The sequence below is a fragment of the Bacteroides acidifaciens genome (genome assembly GCF_024623065.1).
GTDB lineage: Bacteria > Bacteroidota > Bacteroidia > Bacteroidales > Bacteroidaceae > Bacteroides > Bacteroides acidifaciens.
In genome coordinates this window covers 1-19634 of sequence record NZ_JANJZR010000006.1, presented here as the reverse complement: position 1 = coordinate 19634, position 19634 = coordinate 1, and the positions used below count along the sequence as shown (strand labels likewise).

At 46.0% G+C, this 19634-nt stretch carries 17 protein-coding genes; 14 read left to right on the top strand and 3 right to left on the bottom strand.

The annotated features are described in order from the left end of the window. Positions 1–131: 131 nt before the first annotated feature. Positions 132–2624, bottom strand: coding sequence for a bifunctional UDP-N-acetylmuramoyl-tripeptide:D-alanyl-D-alanine ligase/alanine racemase (locus NSB03_RS02825; protein ID WP_135034919.1), 2493 nt, complete (start codon positions 2622–2624; stop codon positions 132–134). Continuing rightward, entirely contained in the window at positions 2600–3589 is a 990-nt protein-coding gene (locus NSB03_RS02820; RefSeq protein ID WP_257466195.1) for a GSCFA domain-containing protein, read from the bottom strand. The genes NSB03_RS02825 and NSB03_RS02820 overlap by 25 nt, the downstream gene beginning before the upstream one ends. Before the next feature lie 81 nt (positions 3590–3670). On the opposite strand from NSB03_RS02820, the gene dxs reads away from it, so the two are divergent. The 14 genes from dxs to NSB03_RS02750 all read left to right on the top strand — a co-directional run bounded on the left by dxs (position 3671) and on the right by NSB03_RS02750 (position 19119). Beyond that, entirely contained in the window at positions 3671–5575 is a 1905-nt protein-coding gene (gene dxs, locus NSB03_RS02815) for a 1-deoxy-D-xylulose-5-phosphate synthase (RefSeq protein WP_257466194.1), read from the top strand. A gap of 1 nt (position 5576) precedes the next feature. Continuing rightward, positions 5577–6917 (top strand): Trk system potassium transporter TrkA, encoded by a 1341-nt coding sequence (gene trkA, locus NSB03_RS02810; RefSeq protein ID WP_121765180.1) that lies wholly within the window; start codon positions 5577–5579, stop codon positions 6915–6917. 27 nt (positions 6918–6944) lie between these two features. Continuing rightward, the gene (locus tag NSB03_RS02805) at positions 6945–8396 is read left to right on the top strand and encodes a TrkH family potassium uptake protein (RefSeq protein WP_024986406.1); all 1452 of its coding nucleotides are present in this window, start codon (positions 6945–6947) and stop codon (positions 8394–8396) included. Between the two features lie 111 nt (positions 8397–8507). Then, entirely contained in the window at positions 8508–8885 is a 378-nt protein-coding gene (locus tag NSB03_RS02800) for a hypothetical protein (RefSeq protein ID WP_024986405.1), read from the top strand. A gap of 118 nt (positions 8886–9003) precedes the next feature. Beyond that, complete coding sequence (locus NSB03_RS02795) at positions 9004–9354, top strand: NADH-quinone oxidoreductase subunit A (RefSeq protein ID WP_024986404.1); 351 nt, start codon at positions 9004–9006, stop codon at positions 9352–9354. After that, positions 9345–9947, top strand: coding sequence for an NADH-quinone oxidoreductase subunit B (locus NSB03_RS02790; RefSeq protein ID WP_024986403.1), 603 nt, complete (start codon positions 9345–9347; stop codon positions 9945–9947). Before NSB03_RS02795 ends, NSB03_RS02790 begins: the two co-directional genes overlap by 10 nt. Before the next feature lie 27 nt (positions 9948–9974). Next, complete coding sequence (locus NSB03_RS02785) at positions 9975–11567, top strand: NADH-quinone oxidoreductase subunit D (RefSeq protein WP_135034929.1); 1593 nt, start codon at positions 9975–9977, stop codon at positions 11565–11567. A 93-nt stretch (positions 11568–11660) separates the two neighbouring features. After that, positions 11661–12737, top strand: coding sequence for an NADH-quinone oxidoreductase subunit NuoH (gene nuoH, locus NSB03_RS02780; protein ID WP_121765177.1), 1077 nt, complete (start codon positions 11661–11663; stop codon positions 12735–12737). Positions 12738–12748: 11 nt separating this feature from the next. Beyond that, entirely contained in the window at positions 12749–13237 is a 489-nt protein-coding gene (locus NSB03_RS02775; protein ID WP_024986402.1) for a 4Fe-4S binding protein, read from the top strand. A 2-nt stretch (positions 13238–13239) separates the two neighbouring features. Next, complete coding sequence (locus tag NSB03_RS02770; RefSeq protein ID WP_024986401.1) at positions 13240–13752, top strand: NADH-quinone oxidoreductase subunit J family protein; 513 nt, start codon at positions 13240–13242, stop codon at positions 13750–13752. A 36-nt stretch (positions 13753–13788) separates the two neighbouring features. Continuing rightward, positions 13789–14097: an NADH-quinone oxidoreductase subunit NuoK gene (gene nuoK, locus NSB03_RS02765; RefSeq protein ID WP_007764713.1), complete on the top strand. Its 309-nt coding sequence runs from the start codon at positions 13789–13791 to the stop codon at positions 14095–14097. Positions 14098–14205: 108 nt separating this feature from the next. Then, positions 14206–16143 carry an NADH-quinone oxidoreductase subunit L gene (gene nuoL, locus NSB03_RS02760; protein WP_024986400.1) on the top strand — a complete coding sequence of 646 codons (1938 nt, stop codon included), beginning with the start codon at positions 14206–14208 and terminating at the stop codon, positions 16141–16143. A gap of 13 nt (positions 16144–16156) precedes the next feature. Beyond that, on the top strand, positions 16157–17641 hold the full coding sequence (locus NSB03_RS02755) for a complex I subunit 4 family protein (protein WP_024986399.1): 1485 nt from the start codon (positions 16157–16159) through the stop codon (positions 17639–17641). 38 nt (positions 17642–17679) lie between these two features. Then, positions 17680–19119, top strand: a complete 1440-nt coding sequence (locus tag NSB03_RS02750; RefSeq protein WP_024986398.1) for an NADH-quinone oxidoreductase subunit N — start codon at positions 17680–17682, stop codon at positions 19117–19119. A 242-nt stretch (positions 19120–19361) separates the two neighbouring features. On the opposite strand, the gene NSB03_RS02745 is transcribed toward NSB03_RS02750, so the two are convergent. Continuing rightward, a partial coding sequence (locus NSB03_RS02745) for a transposase domain-containing protein (RefSeq protein ID WP_218049255.1) occupies positions 19362–19634 on the bottom strand: 273 nt, incomplete at its 5' end.

Below are 19634 nucleotides of genomic sequence, written 5' to 3'. Positions count from 1 at the left end.
TGTAAACGGTAAACAATGAATTATTTATGTTAGTTCACTTTCATTCATCATCTACCGTTTACCGTCTACCGTTTTGCTATTTACTGATTATCCATTTATCGGTTCTCAGCTTTTGTTCATCTCCCTCGGCTTTATTCCTGATAATATACCCGTTTCACCCGTGTCGATATACTGGTAAGAACTTCATAAGGAATCGTATCCAGCTTGTCGGAGAGAACCGTTATCGGCAGGTCGTCACCAAAAATAATCGCCTGGTCGCCTTCGCGGCAGTCGATGTCGGTAACGTCTATCATACAGACATCCATACAGATATTGCCTACATAAGCCGCTTTCTTCCCATTCACCAGGCAGTAGGCATTTCCACGTCCCAAATGGCGGTTCAGCCCGTCGGCATACCCGATAGGAATGGCGGCGATACGTGAAGGACGTGTCAGATGCCCCATACGGCTATACCCTACGGTATCTTCTTCGGACACATCACGAATCTGAAGTATCGTTGTCTTGAGGGTACTTACGTTATGTATAATCGAATTGTCTATCGGACTGACTCCGTAAAGCCCGATTCCCAGCCGTACCATATCAAACTGCGCACCGGGGAAACGTTCGATTCCCGCCGTATTGCAGATATGGCGCAAAATCTTATGCGGGAAAGCGGCTTGCAACTCCTGCGAGCCCTTTTCAAACAGTTCTATCTGCCGGCGTGTAAAGGCATCGAACTGGGGAGAATCACTTCCTACGAAATGAGAGAATACCGAACGGGGAATCACCGCGCTCTGGTTCTTCAGGCGGTGGATAAGCAAGGGTATATCTTCCACGGCAAAGCCGAGACGATGCATACCCGTATCCAGTTTGATGTGAATCGGAAAGTTGGTGATTCCTTCTTTTTTCGCGGCTTTGATAAGTGCGTCGAGCAGATGGAAATTATACACTTCCGGTTCCAGTTTATAGTCGAACATGGTTTTGAACGCCGTAAGTTCCGGGTCCATAATCATGATAGAGGAAGTGATGCCCGCTTTGCGGAGTTCGGAGCCTTCGTCGGCAACGGCTACCGCCAGATAATCGACATGATGTTCCTGCAAGGTCTTGGCAATTTCATATGAACCGGCTCCGTAGGCAGAAGCTTTCACCATACATATCATCTTCGTTTCGGGATGGCGGAGCATGGAACGATAATGGTTCAGGTTTTCGACCATGGCATGCAGATTTACTTCCAAGATAGTTTCGTGCACTTTCAGTTCCAGCGCTTCGGATACCTTGTCGAAGTTGAATATACGGGAACCTTTTATCAGAATAACCTCCGAATGAAGGGATTTAAGCACGTCTGATGCCAGAAGAGCTTCGGTATTGGGGAAGAAATAGCGTTCGATGCCGGCATCAAACCGGGCGGCACACGAAGAAATCTCCGGTCCTACGCCAATCAGTTTATTAATGCCCCGGCTTTGTACCAACTGGGCTACACGGCGGTAGAGCGTGGCTGTGCTTTGTCCGGTTTCCAGTATGTCCGAAAGGATAAGCGTCCGGTTCAGTCCTTTCTTTTCTGAGCGGCGGACAAGGAAGTCGAGGGCTATATCCAAGGATGCCAAATCCGAATTATAACTGTCATTTATCAAGACACAGTTATTCTTTCCTTCTTTTACTTCCAGACGCATGGCGATCGGTTCGAGACGTGCCATACGTTCTGTTATCTGGTCGGCAGGAGTCATCAGGTAGAGACAGGCTGCCAAGCAATTCAGCGCATTTTCGATGGAAGCATCATCAATAAAAGGGATACAGAAAGTATTATCCATATCCAGATAACGGTAAGAAATGACGGTGTGGTCTTCCTTTTTTGTCACGCGGCTGATGTGCAGCGGACGTTCGATATCGGTACGGCTCCAGGCAATCTCACGGGCTGTCAGCATTGATTTTGCAACGCAATTGCTGATTAATTCATTGTCACCGTTGTAGATTACGACATCACAATCTTTGAAAAGCGTCAGTTTCTCCATACATTTCTCCTGCAATGAGAAGAAATTCTCCTGATGGGCACCGCCTATGTTGGTCAAGATACCGATAGTAGGCTTTATCATCCGCTTCAAAGCTCCCATCTCTCCCATTTCGGAAATGCCGGCTTCGAAGATTCCTAACTCCGCCTCTTCATTCAGTTGCCATACAGAAAGAGGAACACCAATCTGTGAATTATAGCTGCGCGGAGAACGGACAATGCAACGGTCCGGACTGAGCAACTGGTGCAACCATTCTTTCACAATCGTCTTTCCATTACTACCGGTAATGCCGATAACCGGCATCTTGAATTTCTCACGATGCACTTCGGCAAGCTTCTGCAAAGCTTTCAAGGGATTGGGGACGACGAGGAAGTTGAGAGAACTCTCCACTCCCCACTCCCCACTCTCTATTTCTTTAAAGTCTTCTTCGGAGACAACAAAATTGCGCACTCCCCTGTCATATAAGTCAGGGATATAGCGGGCACCACTATTTCGTTTGGTAGCTAAAGCAAAAAAAAGAGTTTCTTCAGGAAAACTCAGGGAACGGCTGTCTGTTAACAGCCAATCAATAGTCGTTTCATATTCGCCCACACGGCGGGCACCGATACTTTTGGCTATGGATTCAATCGCATATGACATAGTTCTGTTTCTTTTTGAAAATCTAAGTACGGGTATTTTCCGATAAGTCGTTCTATTTTTAACACTATTTGTCCTAAAAAGCGTTGATACGCCTCTGAACCGGGGTGAAAGGGCTTATGAGCCAGATCGCGCCGGATATCTTCGATTTCTGCCATAATCTGCTTTGTGTCAGCGGAAAAGAAGGTTTCAGAGAAGCGTCCCCATAGGTAACGGACTGCCAATGGAGACGGATGCAGCATATCGTCCGCATAAAAGCGATAATCACGCAATTCGTCCAGTACTATTTCATAGGAAGGGAAATAGAAGACGTGTTGCGGGAAGAGTTGCTGTAAGCGGTCAATGGCGAGCAATAAAGTGGATTTGCTTAGTTGGTTGGCATGCATCCCGTCGCGGATATGACGGATAGGGCTTACCGTAAACAGAATCTTCAGATTCGGATTGCGGGCTGCCAGACTGATAATCAGCGAAGTGTATTCATCGACTATTTCGTCTGCAAGAAGAAGCCTGCGATTGAAGTTGTTCTCAGGCAGTTTGTGGCAATTGGCAACAACCTTTCCCGTTTCTTTTTGTTCATAGACATAAGCCGTACCGAAAGTCAGCATCAGCCAATCAAGTTGTTGCATAGTCTGAAAGGCTTGCTGCAGACGGTCATTGATATTCTGCAAGGTTTTCTCCGGAGTGGATGTGGAAAAGGAGCCGTGATGCATAGGGCTATGCCACAGTCCTCTATAAGCAAACAGTTCTTTCTCCGTGTATTCTTTTTTCATTTCAATCTCCCGCAGAGCGGATAAGATAGACAAAGGATTATAAAGAATACCGAAAGGATTCTGATTCAGCCGGAATTTGGCATCCACCAGCAAGGCTCCTATATTTTCGGCGAAACAAGAGCCTATCAGAAGGATATGGTCTGCATGGCTGACAGGCGGAAGCCCGGCGGGTAATTCCACAGATGTTTGAAAGTTCATACGATTTTCCATCACTTTATTACATTTCGTATGCAAAAGTAGACTTTCTTTTCGTACTTTTGCACTAAATTTTCTCGAATCATGAAGAATGAACCGATATATAACTTGCTAAACGCTATTAATTACCCCGAAGACCTACGGAAATTAAACGTAGACCAACTGCCGGAAGTATGCGATGAACTGCGGCAAGACATTATTAAAGAACTCTGCTGCAATCCGGGACATTTTGCTGCCAGTCTGGGGACAGTGGAACTGACGGTAGCTCTGCACTACATCTACAATACGCCCTATGACCGTATTGTATGGGATGTGGGACATCAGGCTTACGGCCATAAAATTCTGACAGGACGTCGCGAAGTTTTTTCCACCAACCGGAAGTTTGGCGGAATACGCCCTTTTCCATCACCGGAAGAGAGCGAATATGATACTTTTACATGCGGGCATGCTTCTAATTCAATCTCCGCTGCCCTTGGCATGGCTGTTGCCGCCGCTCAGAAAGGGGATTCCAAACGTCATGTGGTAGCCATCATCGGCGACGGCTCCATGAGTGGCGGCCTGGCTTTTGAAGGGTTGAACAATGCGTCTGTCACCCCAAACAATCTGCTTATTATACTGAATGACAATGATATGGCTATCGACCGCAGCGTCGGTGGCATGAAACAGTATCTTTTCAACCTGACGACTTCCAACCGTTACAACCAGTTGCGTTTCAGCATGTCACGTGTGTTGTTCAAACTCGGTATCCTGAATGAGGAACGCCGCAAAGCACTGATACGTTTCGGCAACAGTCTGAAGTCGATGGCTGCACAGCAACAGAATATTTTCGAAGGGATGAATATCCGTTATTTCGGTCCGATAGACGGGCACGATGTTAGGAATCTTGCCCGAGTACTGCATGATATTAAAGATTTGCAAGGACCTAAAATCCTGCATTTACACACTATAAAAGGAAAAGGGTTTGCCCCGGCAGAAGAACATGCTACCGAATGGCATGCTCCGGGCAAATTCGACCCCGTCACCGGCAAACGTTTCATTGCCAACACGGAAGGAATGCCGCCTCTCTTCCAGGATGTATTCGGAAATACACTGGTAGAGCTTGCCGAAGCCAACCCGAAGATTGTCGGTGTGACTCCTGCCATGCCCAGCGGCTGTTCGATGAATATCCTTATGGAGAAAATGCCGAAACGTGCATTTGATGTCGGCATCGCCGAAGGACATGCCGTTACTTTCTCCGGTGGTATGGCGAAAGACGGATTGCTGCCGTTCTGCAATATCTATTCTTCTTTTCTGCAACGGGCACATGATAATATCATCCATGACGTAGCGATACAGAATCTTCCTGTGGTATTGTGTCTCGACCGTGCCGGACTTGTCGGTGAAGACGGGCCTACACATCACGGAGCTTTTGACATGGCTTGCCTGCGCCCGATACCTAACTTGACTATTTCTTCGCCAATGGACGAACACGAGTTACGCCGATTAATGTACACGGCACAACTGCCGGACAAAGGTCCGTTCGTGATTCGTTATCCACGGGGACGCGGTGTGTTGGTGGACTGGAAATGTCCGCTGGAAGAAGTTCCGGTAGGAAAAGGAAGAAAGTTGAAAGACGGTGACGACCTTGCGGTTATAACTATCGGACCGATAGGAAATACTGCCGCTCGCGCCGTCGCCCAGGCAGAAGCCAAGTTTGGCAAATCCATCGCCCATTTTGATTTACGTTTCCTGAAACCGCTGGATGAGGAGTTACTGCATGAAATAGGTCGCAAATTCAAGCGTATCCTTACCGTTGAAGACGGTATTATCAAAGGCGGTATGGGCAGCGCTATCCTCGAATTTATGGCAGACAATGAATACAAACCGACAGTGAAGCGTATCGGTATCCCCAATATATTTGTGGAACATGGTTCAGTGGCCGAACTTTATCATATCTGCGACATGGACGAAGAAGGTATTCTGACTAAAATAAAAGAATTTATCAATTGACATGAAGATTATTATCGCCGGTGCCGGCAACGTAGGCACCCATTTGGCCAAACTGTTATCGCGCGAAAAGCAAGACATTATCCTGATGGACGATGACGAAGAGAAACTAAGTGCTCTCAGCGCCAATTTCGACTTACTGACAGTTGCCGCCTCTCCTTCTTCTATCTCCGGTCTGAAAGAGGTAGGTGTCAAAGAAGCCGACCTCTTCATTGCAGTTACTCCGGACGAAAGCCGAAACATGACTGCCTGTATGCTGGCTACCAATCTGGGAGCTAAAAAGACAGTGGCACGTATCGACAATTACGAATATCTTCTGCCAAAAAATAAAGAGTTCTTCCAAAAGTTGGGAGTGGATTCGTTAATCTACCCTGAGATGTTGGCTGCCAAAGAAATCGTATCTTCCATGCGCATGAGCTGGGTACGCCAATGGTGGGAATTCTGTGGCGGAGCACTCGTACTGATCGGTACGAAGATGCGCGAAAAAGCGGAGATACTGAATATTCCTCTCTATGAACTGGGGGCACCGGACATTCCTTATCACATAGTAGCCATCAAACGCGGAACGGAAACCATTATTCCACGCGGAGACGATGTGATAAAACTGCATGACATTGTTTATTTCACCACCACCCGCAAATATATTCCTTATATACGTAAGATAGCCGGCAAGGAAGATTATGCCGACGTGCGCAACGTGATGATTATGGGCGGAAGCCGCATCGCAGTCCGTACCGCCCAATACGTGCCGGATTATATGCAAGTGAAAATCGTAGACAATGACATTAACCGTTGCAACCGGTTGACAGAACTATTGGACGACAAAACAATGATTATCAACGGAGACGGTCGCGACATGGATCTGCTCATCGAAGAAGGATTGAAGAATACCGAAGCCTTCGTTGCCCTAACCGGAAATTCTGAAACCAACATACTGGCTTGTCTTGCCGCCAAACGCATGGGGGTGGAAAAGACCGTGGCAGAAGTCGAGAATATCGACTATATCGGCATGGCGGAAAGCCTTGACATCGGTACGGTTATCAACAAGAAGATGATTGCCGCCAGCCATATTTATCAAATGATGCTGGATGCCGACGTCTCCAATGTGAAATGTCTGACGTTTGCCAATGCGGATGTCGCAGAATTTACTGTACCCGCCGGAGCAAAAATAACAAAACATCTGATCAAAGACCTCGGGCTACCGAAAGGGACGACTATCGGCGGTATGATTCGCAACGGAGAAGGAATACTGGTTACCGGTGATACGCTGATTCAACCGGGCGACCATGTAGTAGTGTTCTGCTTGAGTATGATGATTAAGAAAATCGAGAAATTCTTTCATTAGGTAGTAAATAACACTTGACATTTGTTTATGATCAACTCGAAGATGATATACCGGATTCTGGGTTTTCTGCTGCTTATAGAAACTGCGATGTTACTATGCTGCGGTGTTGTTTCTTTATTCTACAAAGAGAATGACTTGCAGAGTTTCCTGATTTCATCGGCTATTGCTGCCGGTGTAGGTATTGTATTGCTTGCCATCGGCAAAGGTGCGGAAAAATCACTCAATCGACGTGACGGATATGTCATTGTCAGTGTAGCATGGGTCACGTTCTCTCTTTTCGGAATGTTACCTTATTATATAGGAGGATATATTCCAAGTATCACCAACGCATTCTTTGAAACCATGTCAGGTTTCAGCAGTACGGGAGCTACTATCTTAAATAACATCGAATCAATGCCGCACGGAATACTCTTCTGGCGCGCCATGACGCAATGGATTGGCGGTTTGGGTATTGTATTCTTTACCATTGCCGTCCTGCCTATTTTTGGTGTTGGTGGTATTCAGGTATTTGCGGCAGAAGCCAGCGGCCCTACTCATGACAAAGTACATCCCCGCATTGGCATTACAGCCAAATGGCTCTGGGGTATTTATGCAGGAATGACGGGAACTCTCATTATATTGTTAGTATTTGGCGGCATGAGCGTATTCGACAGTATATGCCATGCTTTCACAACGACCAGTACCGGTGGTTTTTCTACCAAGCAAGCCAGTATTGAATACTATCACTCTCCCTATATAGATTATGTAATCTCCATCTTCATGTTTTTGTCAGGAATCAACTTCACGCTGTTGCTGTTAATGTTCAACGGCAAGATAAAGAAGTTTATTCATGACGCGGAATTGAAGTTCTACTTTATATGCGTTTCCTTCTTCACCCTATTTATTGCAGCCTGGCTCTATCAGACATCTCCAATGGGTGCGGAAGAAGCATTCCGTAAATCACTTTTCCAAGTAATTTCATTGCAGACCTCCACGGGATTCGCCACAGCCGACTATATGCTTTGGCCTTCCATTCTTTGGGGATGCCTTCTTATTGTGATGATTATCGGAGCCTGTGCCGGTAGTACAACAGGTGGTATCAAGTGTATCCGTATGGTGATCTTATTTAAGGTAGTGAAAAATGAATTCAAACATATCCTGCATCCCAATGCCGTGCTTCCGGTACGTGTAAACAAGCAGGTTATCTCCCCTTCCATCCAGTCCACTGTATTGGCTTTCACCTTTTTGTATGCAGTGATTGCCCTTATCAGCATACTTATCATGATGGGACTTGGGGTAGGTTTCCTGGAATCAGTGGGAACAGTTATTTCAAGCATGGGTAATATGGGGCCGGGACTCGGTACCTGCGGTCCGGCTTTTTCATGGAGCGAACTACCGGTTCTTGCCAAATGGCTGCTTTCTTTCCTGATGCTTCTGGGACGTTTGGAATTATTTACAGTGCTATTGCTCTTTACTTCTGACTTTTGGAAAAAAAACTAGGCGAAGACTTGACACAAATCAAGTTGAGTGCTAAAAAAACCTTTTTTGCTACCCGGACTTTGCAAAAAGTATAAATATTAGTCCTATATTTGCAGCCGTTAAAAGGAAAAGATGAAACAAATCCTAAAATTCGGACTACTTTTGGTACTGACTTTGCTTATTCATTGCACAACAAATGGAGCAATGGAAAATATTTGCAAGGTTTCTTCCCCGGCTCACAGGCAGGAGAAGTGCTATGTATCCCAAGAGCATCCGACACACAATGCTTTGGAACGCCTTTATAACTTTTATTCTACCCAATCCTGCGATATGAGTCATACGGAAGTTGCACATGTTCCGGCAGATAAGAGTGTGTTATTGCTAATAGCCTATTTCTGCGAGCATCACAAACTTCAAAGTCCGCCTTACCTTATATCGCTCCACGCTCCCACCTGCTACTACGATCCTATCTCCTATTATATATATGGATTAAGAAAGATTGTGGTTTAGACGACAGTACAGTCGGCTTTTTTGCCCGTCACTTATATTACAGTTGGTTTCGTCCCCCGGAGGGTGGATAATCCAGTTGTTTATTTCTATAATATTCAATCTAAACAGCTATTGAATTATGAATTTTACATTTTTAGTTGTTGTTTTACTAACAGCGCTTGCTTTTGTCGGTGTAGTGATAGCTCTTTCACGTGCTATTTCACCCCGTTCGTACAATGTGCAAAAGTTTGAAGCTTACGAATGTGGTATACCGACACGTGGTAAATCATGGATGCAGTTCCGTGTAGGTTACTACTTGTTTGCTATCCTGTTCCTGATGTTCGACGTTGAAACAGCTTTCCTGTTTCCGTGGGCAGTGGTCATGCGCGACATGGGACCACAGGGACTTATCAGTATTCTCTTCTTCTTTATCATTCTAGTTCTGGGTCTTGCTTATGCCTGGAGGAAAGGAGCTTTGGAATGGAAATAACCAAAAAGCCAAAAATAAAATCAATTCCGTATGAGGAGTTCATTGACAATGAATCATTGGAAAAGTTGGTCAGGGAACTTAATGCCGGAGGGGCAAACGTCGCTCTCGGAGTTCTTGATGACTTTATCAACTGGGGACGCAGCAATTCGCTGTGGCCGCTTACTTTCGCTACCAGTTGTTGCGGTATCGAATTTATGGCACTGGGTGCTGCGCGTTATGATATGGCCCGCTTCGGGTTTGAAGTTGCCCGTGCCAGTCCGCGTCAGGCTGATATGATTATGGTATGCGGAACAATCACCAATAAAATGGCTCCGGTATTGAAGCGGCTTTACGACCAGATGCCCGACCCGAAATATGTGGTTGCCGTAGGCGGATGCGCTGTCAGCGGCGGTCCTTTCAGGAAGTCCTACCATGTGGTGAACGGAGTGGACAAGATTCTTCCGGTAGATGTATATATCCCCGGATGCCCGCCGCGTCCCGAAGCTTTCTATTATGGCATGATGCAGTTGCAACGCAAAGTGAAAATAGAAAAGTTCTTTGGTGGAGTAAACAGGAAAGAGAAGAAACCGGATTATATAAAAAATGAAGAATGACTCTACGTTCTTAATTTAATTTGATTTATGCAAGAAATACAATTTATAGCCCCTGCAGCATTACACGACGAGATGCTGCGCTTGCGAAATGAAAAGCAGATGGACTTTCTCGAAAGCCTCACCGGTATGGACTGGGGAGTGGCGGATGAGAAAGACGCTCCGGAGAAACTCCGTGGTTTAGGCGTAGTCTATCATCTGGAATCTACTGTCACGGGCGAACGGATAGCATTAAAAACTGCGACTACCAACCGCGATCTGCCGGAAATACCGTCTGTCAGCGACATATGGAAGATAGCTGACTTCTACGAACGCGAAGTTTTCGATTATTACGGCATCACCTTTATCGGTCATCCCGATATGCGTCGTCTGTATCTGCGTAACGACTGGATAGGTTATCCGATGCGCAAAGACAATAATCCGGAAAAAGATAATCCGCTCTGCATGACCAATGAGGAAACGTTCGACACGACTCAGGAAATAGAACTCAACCCAGACGGAACAATCAAAAACAAAGAAACAAAACTCTTCGGAGAAGAAGAATACGTAGTCAATATCGGTCCGCAACACCCTGCAACTCACGGTGTAATGCGTTTCCGTGTTTCTCTTGAAGGTGAAATCATCCGTAAGATTGACGCAAACTGTGGATATATCCACCGTGGTATCGAGAAGATGAATGAAAGTCTTACTTATCCTCAGACACTGGCTCTGACAGACCGTCTTGATTATTTGGGTGCACACCAGAACCGACATGCATTATGTATGTGTATTGAGAAGGCGATGGGTATCGAGGTTAGCCAGCGCGTGCAGTATATACGCACGATTATGGATGAATTACAACGTATCGACTCTCACTTATTGTTTTTCTCTGCTCTTACCATGGACTTGGGAGCACTTACGGCTTTCTTCTACGGATTCCGTGACCGTGAAAAGATTCTCGATATTTTTGAGGAGACTTGTGGCGGACGCTTGATTATGAACTACAATACGATTGGCGGTGTACAGGCTGACCTTCACCCGAACTTCGTCAAACGGGTGAAAGAATTTATTCCGTATATGAGAGGTATCATTCACGAATATCACGATATATTCACAGGCAATATCATTGCTCAAAGCCGTATGAAAGGTGTGGGTGTACTAAGTCGGGAGGATGCTATTTCTTTCGGTTGCACCGGTGGTACAGGTCGTGCTTCGGGCTGGGCCTGCGACGTGCGCAAGCGAATCCCTTACGGTGTATACGACAAAGTGGATTTCAAAGAAATCGTTTATACGGAAGGCGACTGCTTCGCCCGCTATCTGGTGCGTATGGACGAAATCATGGAAAGTCTGAACATCATTGAGCAATTAATAGACAATATTCCCGAAGGGCCGTATCAGGAGAAGATGAAACCAATCATCCGTGTTCCCGAAGGCAGCTACTATGCTGCTGTGGAAGGAAGCCGCGGTGAATTCGGTGTTTTCCTCGAAAGCCAGGGTGACAAAATGCCGTATCGCCTGCACTATCGTGCCACGGGGTTGCCACTTGTAGCTGCCATCGACACGATCTGTCGTGGAGCGAAGATTGCCGACCTGATTGCCATTGGCGGAACGCTGGACTATGTGGTTCCGGATATAGACCGGTAAGTTAACGATTAACGTTTAGTGATGAACAATTAACGAAAAAAAATGCATCGATATGTTAATTACTAATCATTAAACACCAAACACTAATTAAATATGTTCGACTTTAGTATAGTAACAAATTGGATACATGAGCTACTTCTCTTCATCATGCCTGAGGGAGTGGCTGTATTTATAGAATGTGTGGCTGTCGGTGTATGCATTGTTGCATTGTATGCCATCCTCGCTATCATATTGATTTATATGGAACGCAAGGTCTGCGGGTTCTTCCAGTGTCGTCTCGGTCCGAACCGGGTGGGCAAATGGGGCTCTATTCAAGTGATATGCGACGTGCTCAAAATGATGACCAAGGAGATTTTCATGCCGAAAGGTGCCGACCATTTCCTCTACAACCTGGCTCCGTTCATGGTGATTATCGCCTCGTTCCTTACTTTCTCTTGTATTCCTTTTAATAAGGGAGCGGAAATTCTTAATTTCAATGTAGGGGTATTCTTTCTGTTGGCAGCTTCCAGCATCGGAGTAGTTGGTATTTTGCTTGCCGGTTGGGGTAGTAACAATAAGTTCTCTCTAATTGGTGCCATGAGAAGTGGCGCGCAGATTATCAGTTATGAACTTTCTGTAGGTATGAGCATTATGACAATGGTCGTATTGATGGGAACCATGCAGTTTTCTGAAATCGTGGAAGGGCAAGCCGACGGTTGGTTTATTTTCAAGGGACATATCCCTGCCGTGATTGCTTTCATTATCTACCTGATTGCCGGAAACGCCGAATGTAACCGTGGTCCGTTCGACCTTCCCGAAGCGGAAAGTGAACTGACTGCCGGATACCACACCGAATATTCCGGTATGGGTTTCGGTTTCTTCTATTTGGCAGAATACTTGAACTTGTTTATCGTAGCCAGTGTTGCCGCCACCATCTTCCTGGGAGGATGGATGCCGTTGCACATCATCGGTCTGAACGAATTTAATGCCGTAATGGATTATATCCCCGGATTTATCTGGTTCTTCGGCAAAGCGTTCTTTGTGGTATTCCTGCTGATGTGGATTAAATGGACGTTCCCCCGTCTGCGTATCGACCAGATTCTGAATCTGGAATGGAAATACCTGGTTCCTATTTCTATGGTAAATCTATTATTAATGGCATGTTGCGTAGCCTTCGGCTTTCACTTCTAGCAGATTAGATTATGGAATATAAAGATAAAAAATATACGTACTTAGGTGGTCTGGTGCATGGCATCAGTACACTGACAACGGGTATGAAAACCAGCATCAAGGTTTACTTCCGCAAGAAAGTGACCGAGCAATATCCCGAAAACCGGAAGGAACTGAAGATGTTCGACCGATTCCGTGGAACACTGAACATGCCCCACAATGAGAATAATGAACATCGCTGTGTAGCCTGCGGATTATGTCAGATGGCGTGTCCGAACGACACAATCAAAGTGACCAGCGAAACGATTGAAACAGAAGACGGCAAGAAAAAGAAAATCCTGGCGACCTATGAATATGACCTGGGCACTTGTATGTTCTGCCAACTTTGTGTAAATGCTTGTCCGCACGATGCTATCACGTTCGATCAGAACTTCGAGCATGCAGTATTCGACCGTTCCAAGCTCGTCTTGAAACTGAATCATGACGGTAGTAAAGTAATAGAAAAGAAAAAAGAAGTTTAGATATGGGATCAACTCTTGAAACAGTAGTATTCTACTTTTTGGCAGCATTTATTATTGCTATGTCCATCATGACGGTGACTACCCAACGTATTGTCCGCTCGGCTACTTACCTGCTCTTCGTGCTCTTCGGCACGGCCGGCATCTACTTCTTGCTGGGCTATACTTTTTTGGGCTCCGTCCAGATTATGGTTTACGCCGGTGGTATCGTTGTACTTTATGTATTCTCCATCCTGCTGACCAGTGGAGAGGGCGACCGAGCCGAGAAACTAAAACGAAGCAGGTTCCTGGCAGGACTCTTTACAATGGTTGCCGGTCTGGCTATCATCTTGTTTATCACGCTGAAACATAACTTTATGCAGACAGCGAACCTTGCCCCGCAGGAGATAAACATCCACGCTATCGGACATGCCTTGCTGAGTAGTGACAAATACGGCTATGTATTACCTTTCGAAGCAGTCAGTATCTTATTGCTAGCTTGTATCATCGGTGGTATCATGATTGCCCGAAAGAGATAAGAACGAAAGTATTAACTATCAAACATTGAATTGAATATGATACACATGGAATATTATCTGGTAGTCTCTACCATCATGATGTTTGCAGGAATCTATGGATTCTTTACCCGCCGTAACACGCTGGCTATCCTGATTTCCGTAGAGTTAATGCTGAACGCCACGGACATCAACTTCGCCGTGTTCAATCGTTTTCTCTTCCCGGGAGGAATGGAAGGTTATTTCTTTGCACTGTTCTCCATCGCCATCTCAGCCGCGGAAACTGCAATAGCTATCGCCATCATGATCAATATCTACCGTAATCTCCGAAGCATCCAAGTCCGCAACCTCGACGACTTGAAATGGTAGTGGCAAGGTGCCATTTCCAGGTTTCTATTCGGATGAATAGACGGACAGATGAATTTGTGAGATATTATAGTATAAGTAATAATAAAACAAGTAATTAAATAAAACTGTATGGAACTAACAATTCTAATACTCCTTCTTCCTTTCTTCTCCTTTCTCATATTGGGAATCGGGGGAAAATGGATGTCGCATCGGACAGCGGGTACCATCGGTACTCTGGTGCTGGGAACGGTAGCAGTACTGTCTTATATGACTGCTTTCCAATATTTCTCCGCCCCACGGCTGGAAGACGGAACATTTGCCACATTGATACCTTACAATTTCACGTGGCTTCCTTTTACAGAGACATTACACTTCGACCTGGGCATCCTGCTCGATCCTATATCTGTGATGATGTTGATTGTCATCTCTACCGTGTCACTGATGGTGCATATCTACTCCTTCGGTTACATGAAAGGCGAGACTGGTTTTCAGCGTTACTACGCTTTCCTCTCCCTGTTTACCATGTCAATGCTGGGACTGGTAGTAGCGACAAACATCTTCCAAATGTATCTCTTTTGGGAATTGGTGGGTGTAAGTTCTTATTTATTAATCGGATTCTACTATACAAAACCTGCTGCAATCTCCGCTTCAAAGAAAGCATTTATTGTCACTCGTTTTGCCGACTTGGGCTTCTTGATCGGTATCCTGATTTACGGATATTATGGCGGAACGTTCGGTTTCACTCCGGATACAGTATCGTTGGTCAGCGGTGGCGCTGCCATGCTTCCGTTAGCCCTCGGATTGATGTTCGTGGGCGGTGCCGGTAAGAGTGCGATGTTCCCATTGCATATATGGTTGCCCGACGCAATGGAAGGTCCTACTCCGGTCAGTGCTTTGATTCACGCGGCTACCATGGTAGTTGCCGGTGTATATCTGGTGGCACGTATGTTCCCACTTTTCATTGCATACGCACCGAATACGCTGCACATGGTTGCCTGGGTAGGTGCAATCACTGCATTCTATGCAGCAAGTGTGGCTTGCGTGCAATCAGACATCAAACGCGTATTGGCTTTCTCTACCATTTCACAGATTGGTTTTATGATGGTAGCCTTAGGCGTTTGTACTTCGATGAATCCGCACGAAGGAGGTTTGGGCTACATGGCTTCCATGTTCCACCTTTTCACACATGCCATGTTTAAGGCATTGCTCTTCCTCGGTGCAGGTAGCATCATTCATGCTGTACATTCTAATGAAATGTCCGCTATGGGAGGTTTACGCAAATATATGCCGATCACTCACTGGACATTCCTGATTGCTTGTCTGGCTATTGCCGGTATTCCTCCATTCTCAGGCTTCTTCTCGAAAGATGAAATTCTGGCTGCTTGTTTCCAATACAGCCCTGTAATGGGATGGGTGATGACAGTCATCGCTGCAATGACAGCTTTCTATATGTTCCGCCTTTACTACGGTATTTTCTGGGGGAGCGAACCGCTCCGGACAGATTCCCATTCGGATACAAGTCACGACACACCACACGGAAACTTGGAAGCGGCACCTTGCCGCCCCCATGACAGTCCGTTGGCTATGACATTCCCTTTGATGTTCCTGGCAGCCGTTACTTGTGGGGCAGGATTTATTCCTTTCGGACACTTTATCAGTTCGAACGGTGAATCTTATTCCATCCATCTTGACCCGTCGGTAGCTATCACAAGCGTTGTTGTTGCAATTATTTCTATTGCCATCGCTACCTGGATGTATAAGAATGCCAAACAGCCTGTTGCCGATTCACTGGCAAAACAGTTCAAGGGATTGCACAAGGCTGCTTATAATCGTTTCTATATGGATGATATATACCAGTTCATTACGCATAAGATTATCTTCCGCTGCATCTCTACTCCTATCGCATGGTTTGACCGTCATGTAATAGATGGACTCTTTGACTTCCTGGCATGGGCAGCCAATACCACAAGCGACGAAATCCGCGGTTTGCAAAGCGGTCAGGTACAGCAATATGCATATGTGTTCCTTTGCGGTGCACTGGCACTTATCTTACTATTAATCTTATAAAGCACAGAACGATATGAATTTCTTATCAATATTCGTACTTATCCCCCTCCTGATGCTGGCCGGACTTTGGGCAGCACGAGGAATAAAAGCCATCCGTGGGGTTATGATTACTGGCGCATCGGCACTCCTGATAGCCGCTGTCGTACTGACATTCATGTATTTGGGAGAACGTAATGCCGGAAACACAGCAGAAATGCTTTTTCGTGCAGACACTCTTTGGTATGCACCGCTTCATATCTCATACTCGGTAGGCGTAGACGGAATCTCAGTAGCTATGCTGTTACTGTCCGCCATCATCGTATTCACCGGGACATTTGCTTCCTGGCGTCTGCAACCGCTGACAAAAGAATATTTCCTTTGGTTCACCCTGCTGTCGATGGGAGTATTCGGGTTCTTTATCTCCGTAGACTTGTTCACCATGTTTATGTTCTACGAAATAGCGCTGATACCTATGTACCTGTTAATCGGTGTATGGGGTTCGGGACGCAAAGAGTACGCCGCCATGAAACTGACACTGATGCTGATGGGCGGTTCCGCTTTCCTATTGATCGGTATTCTCGGAATCTACTTCGGTTCGGGAGCGACAACGATGAACCTGCTCGAAATCGCGCAATTGCACAACATACCTTTTGCACAGCAATGCATCTGGTTTCCGCTGACTTTCCTCGGCTTTGGCGTGCTAGGCGCCCTTTTCCCGTTCCATACCTGGAGCCCCGACGGTCACGCTTCCGCCCCGACAGCCGTATCCATGCTTCATGCCGGAGTCTTGATGAAACTGGGTGGTTACGGATGTTTCCGCATCGCCATTTATCTGATGCCGGAAGCTGCCAACGAACTTTCGTGGATATTCCTGATACTGACAGGTATCTCTGTGGTGTACGGAGCTTTCTCCGCTTGTGTACAGACCGACTTGAAATATATCAATGCTTACTCTTCAGTGTCCCACTGCGGACTGGTTCTCTTTGCTATCCTGATGCTGAACCAGACGGCTGCGACGGGAGCTATCCTTCAGATGCTTTCGCACGGATTGATGACAGCCTTGTTCTTCGCCCTTATCGGTATGATTTACGGACGTACACACACACGTGACGTTCGCGAGCTTGCCGGTCTGATGAAGATTATGCCGTTCCTCAGCGTATGTTACGTGATTGCCGGCCTTGCCAACCTCGGTCTGCCGGGGCTGAGTGGTTTCATTGCTGAGATGACTATCTTCGTAGGTTCTTTCCAGAACAACGATGTATTCCACCGCACGCTGACTATCATCGCCTGCTCTTCCATTGTGATTACAGCAGTCTATATCCTGCGCCTGGTAGGTAAGATTCTATACGGAACCTGCACCAACAAGCACCACCTTGAGTTGACCGACGCAACATGGGACGAACGTATAGCAGTCATCTGCCTCATCGTTTGTGTAGCCGGACTGGGTATGGCTCCTTTTTGGGTCAGCCACATGATTGGTGAAAGCGTATTACCGGTTGTCTCACAACTGATACCCTAAATAGTAAATTGTAAATCGTTAAATAGTAAATTAACAATATGGATTATTCACAATTTCTACATATGCGAGAAGAGCTGTCGCTCGTAGTTGTCCTGATACTACTGTTTTTGGCCGACCTCTTCATGAGTCCGGATGCACACAAGAACGATGGAAAGGCACGACTGAACACCATGTTACCCGTCATCCTGATGGCGGTTCATACAGCTATCAACCTTGTTCCCGAAACCGCCTGCGACATATTCGGCGGCATGTACCATTATGTACCCATGCACACGGTTGTCAAATCAATCCTGAATGTAGGTACGTTGATTGTCTTCCTGATGGCACACGAATGGATGAAACGTGAAGATACCTCATTCAAACAAGGAGAATTTTATGTACTGACACTTTCCACCCTGTTTGGTATGTATCTCATGATTTCCGCCGGACATTTTCTGATGTTCTTTATCGGACTGGAAACGGCATCTATCCCGATGGCCGCTCTGATTGCCTTTGACAAATACCGCCACAACTCTGCCGAAGCGGGAGCCAAATATATCCTTACCGCCCTCTTCTCCAGCGCATTGTTGCTGTTCGGCCTGTCTATGATTTACGGTTCTGCCGGAACATTGTACTTTGACGACCTTCCCGCTCATATCGACGGAAATCCGTTGCAAATTATGGCATTCGTGTTCTTCTTCACGGGTATGGCATTCAAGCTGTCACTCGTTCCGTTCCACCTGTGGACAGCGGACGTATATGAAGGTGCGCCGAGTACAGTCACCGCTTATCTGAGCGTCGTTTCAAAAGGTTCTGCAGCTTTCGTTCTGCTGACTATCCTTATCAAAGTATTCGCACCGATGATAAACGACTGGCAGGAAGTACTTTACTGGGTGATTATCGCCTCTATCACTATCGCCAATATATTCGCCATCCGCCAGCAGAACCTGAAACGTCTGATGGCATTCTCCAGTATCTCACAAGCCGGATATATCATGCTTGGCGTTATCGGCGGAACGGCACAGGGAATGACGGCATTAGTGTATTACGTGCTTGTATACGCTGCCGCCAACCTCGGTGTATTTGCCGTAATCACCATCGTAGCACTACGCAGCCAGAAGTTCACGCTTGAAGACTATGCAGGACTTTATAAGACGAATCCGAAAATAGCGTTCCTGATGACTTTATCCCTGTTCTCATTGGCAGGTATCCCACCGTTTGCCGGATTCTTCTCCAAGTTCTTTATCTTCATGGCAGCTTTCAATGCAGGATTCCACCTGTTAGTATTCATCGCATTAATCAATACAGTGATTTCATTATACTACTACCTGCTGATTGTGAAAGCAATGTATATCACCCCTTCCGACAATCCGATTCCTGCTTTCCGCAGCGACCGCAGCACAAAATGGGGACTGGCTCTTTGTACGCTGGGTATTATCGGACTGGGTATCGCAAGTATCGTCTATCAGTCTATCGACAAACTATCGTTCGGAATCTAAGCGGATACATCCGAAAGACAGACACCTCTTAATAAAGAATGGTCTTGATTCAATGCCGGCATGAACCGGCATTGAATCAAGACCATTCTTATATTTATATATCCTTTTGCCTTACGCAAACACTTCTTCCGTCACAATCACACCGGGAATTGTAAGTAATCATTCTATTTTCCGCCACGACAATTTTATCGGCTGTTTTTCAGCCGATAAAATAAAAATGCCCGCAAGAAAATATTTTTGTTTTAACATTCCGGTTTATAAAAACATGGTAGAAGAGTCTTCTTGTCGCAGTCCTTACCATGAAGAATACATTCGAATAGGTGCTTCAGGTAATCCTGAGGGTCTATGCCATTAAGCTTACAGCTTTCTATCAGAGAGAAGATGAATGCCGAGTTTTCTGCCGCATCCTCACTGCCTATGTTCATACAGTTCTTGAGCAACAGCTTTACCGGTTTCATCCTTTGTTCACAGAGGTTGTTCGATATTTCCGCTGCACCGTCCTTGAGGATATTTCT

Coding starts and splice junctions, on each gene's coding strand:
- nuoL (WP_024986400.1), top strand. CDS start 14,206: ATGGAACTAACAATTCTAATACTCCTTCTTCCTTTCTTCTCCTTTCTC.
- NSB03_RS02750 (WP_024986398.1), top strand. CDS start 17,680: ATGGATTATTCACAATTTCTACATATGCGAGAAGAGCTGTCGCTCGTA.
- NSB03_RS02755 (WP_024986399.1), top strand. CDS start 16,157: ATGAATTTCTTATCAATATTCGTACTTATCCCCCTCCTGATGCTGGCC.
- dxs (WP_257466194.1), top strand. CDS start 3,671: ATGAAGAATGAACCGATATATAACTTGCTAAACGCTATTAATTACCCC.
- NSB03_RS02825 (WP_135034919.1), bottom strand. CDS start 2,624: ATGTCATATGCGATTGAATCCATAGCCAAAAGTATCGGTGCCCGCCGT.
- trkA (WP_121765180.1), top strand. CDS start 5,577: ATGAAGATTATTATCGCCGGTGCCGGCAACGTAGGCACCCATTTGGCC.
- NSB03_RS02805 (WP_024986406.1), top strand. CDS start 6,945: ATGATCAACTCGAAGATGATATACCGGATTCTGGGTTTTCTGCTGCTT.
- NSB03_RS02790 (WP_024986403.1), top strand. CDS start 9,345: ATGGAAATAACCAAAAAGCCAAAAATAAAATCAATTCCGTATGAGGAG.
- nuoK (WP_007764713.1), top strand. CDS start 13,789: ATGATACACATGGAATATTATCTGGTAGTCTCTACCATCATGATGTTT.
- NSB03_RS02785 (WP_135034929.1), top strand. CDS start 9,975: ATGCAAGAAATACAATTTATAGCCCCTGCAGCATTACACGACGAGATG.
- nuoH (WP_121765177.1), top strand. CDS start 11,661: ATGTTCGACTTTAGTATAGTAACAAATTGGATACATGAGCTACTTCTC.
- NSB03_RS02800 (WP_024986405.1), top strand. CDS start 8,508: ATGAAACAAATCCTAAAATTCGGACTACTTTTGGTACTGACTTTGCTT.
- NSB03_RS02770 (WP_024986401.1), top strand. CDS start 13,240: ATGGGATCAACTCTTGAAACAGTAGTATTCTACTTTTTGGCAGCATTT.
- NSB03_RS02795 (WP_024986404.1), top strand. CDS start 9,004: ATGAATTTTACATTTTTAGTTGTTGTTTTACTAACAGCGCTTGCTTTT.
- NSB03_RS02775 (WP_024986402.1), top strand. CDS start 12,749: ATGGAATATAAAGATAAAAAATATACGTACTTAGGTGGTCTGGTGCAT.
- NSB03_RS02820 (WP_257466195.1), bottom strand. CDS start 3,589: ATGAACTTTCAAACATCTGTGGAATTACCCGCCGGGCTTCCGCCTGTC.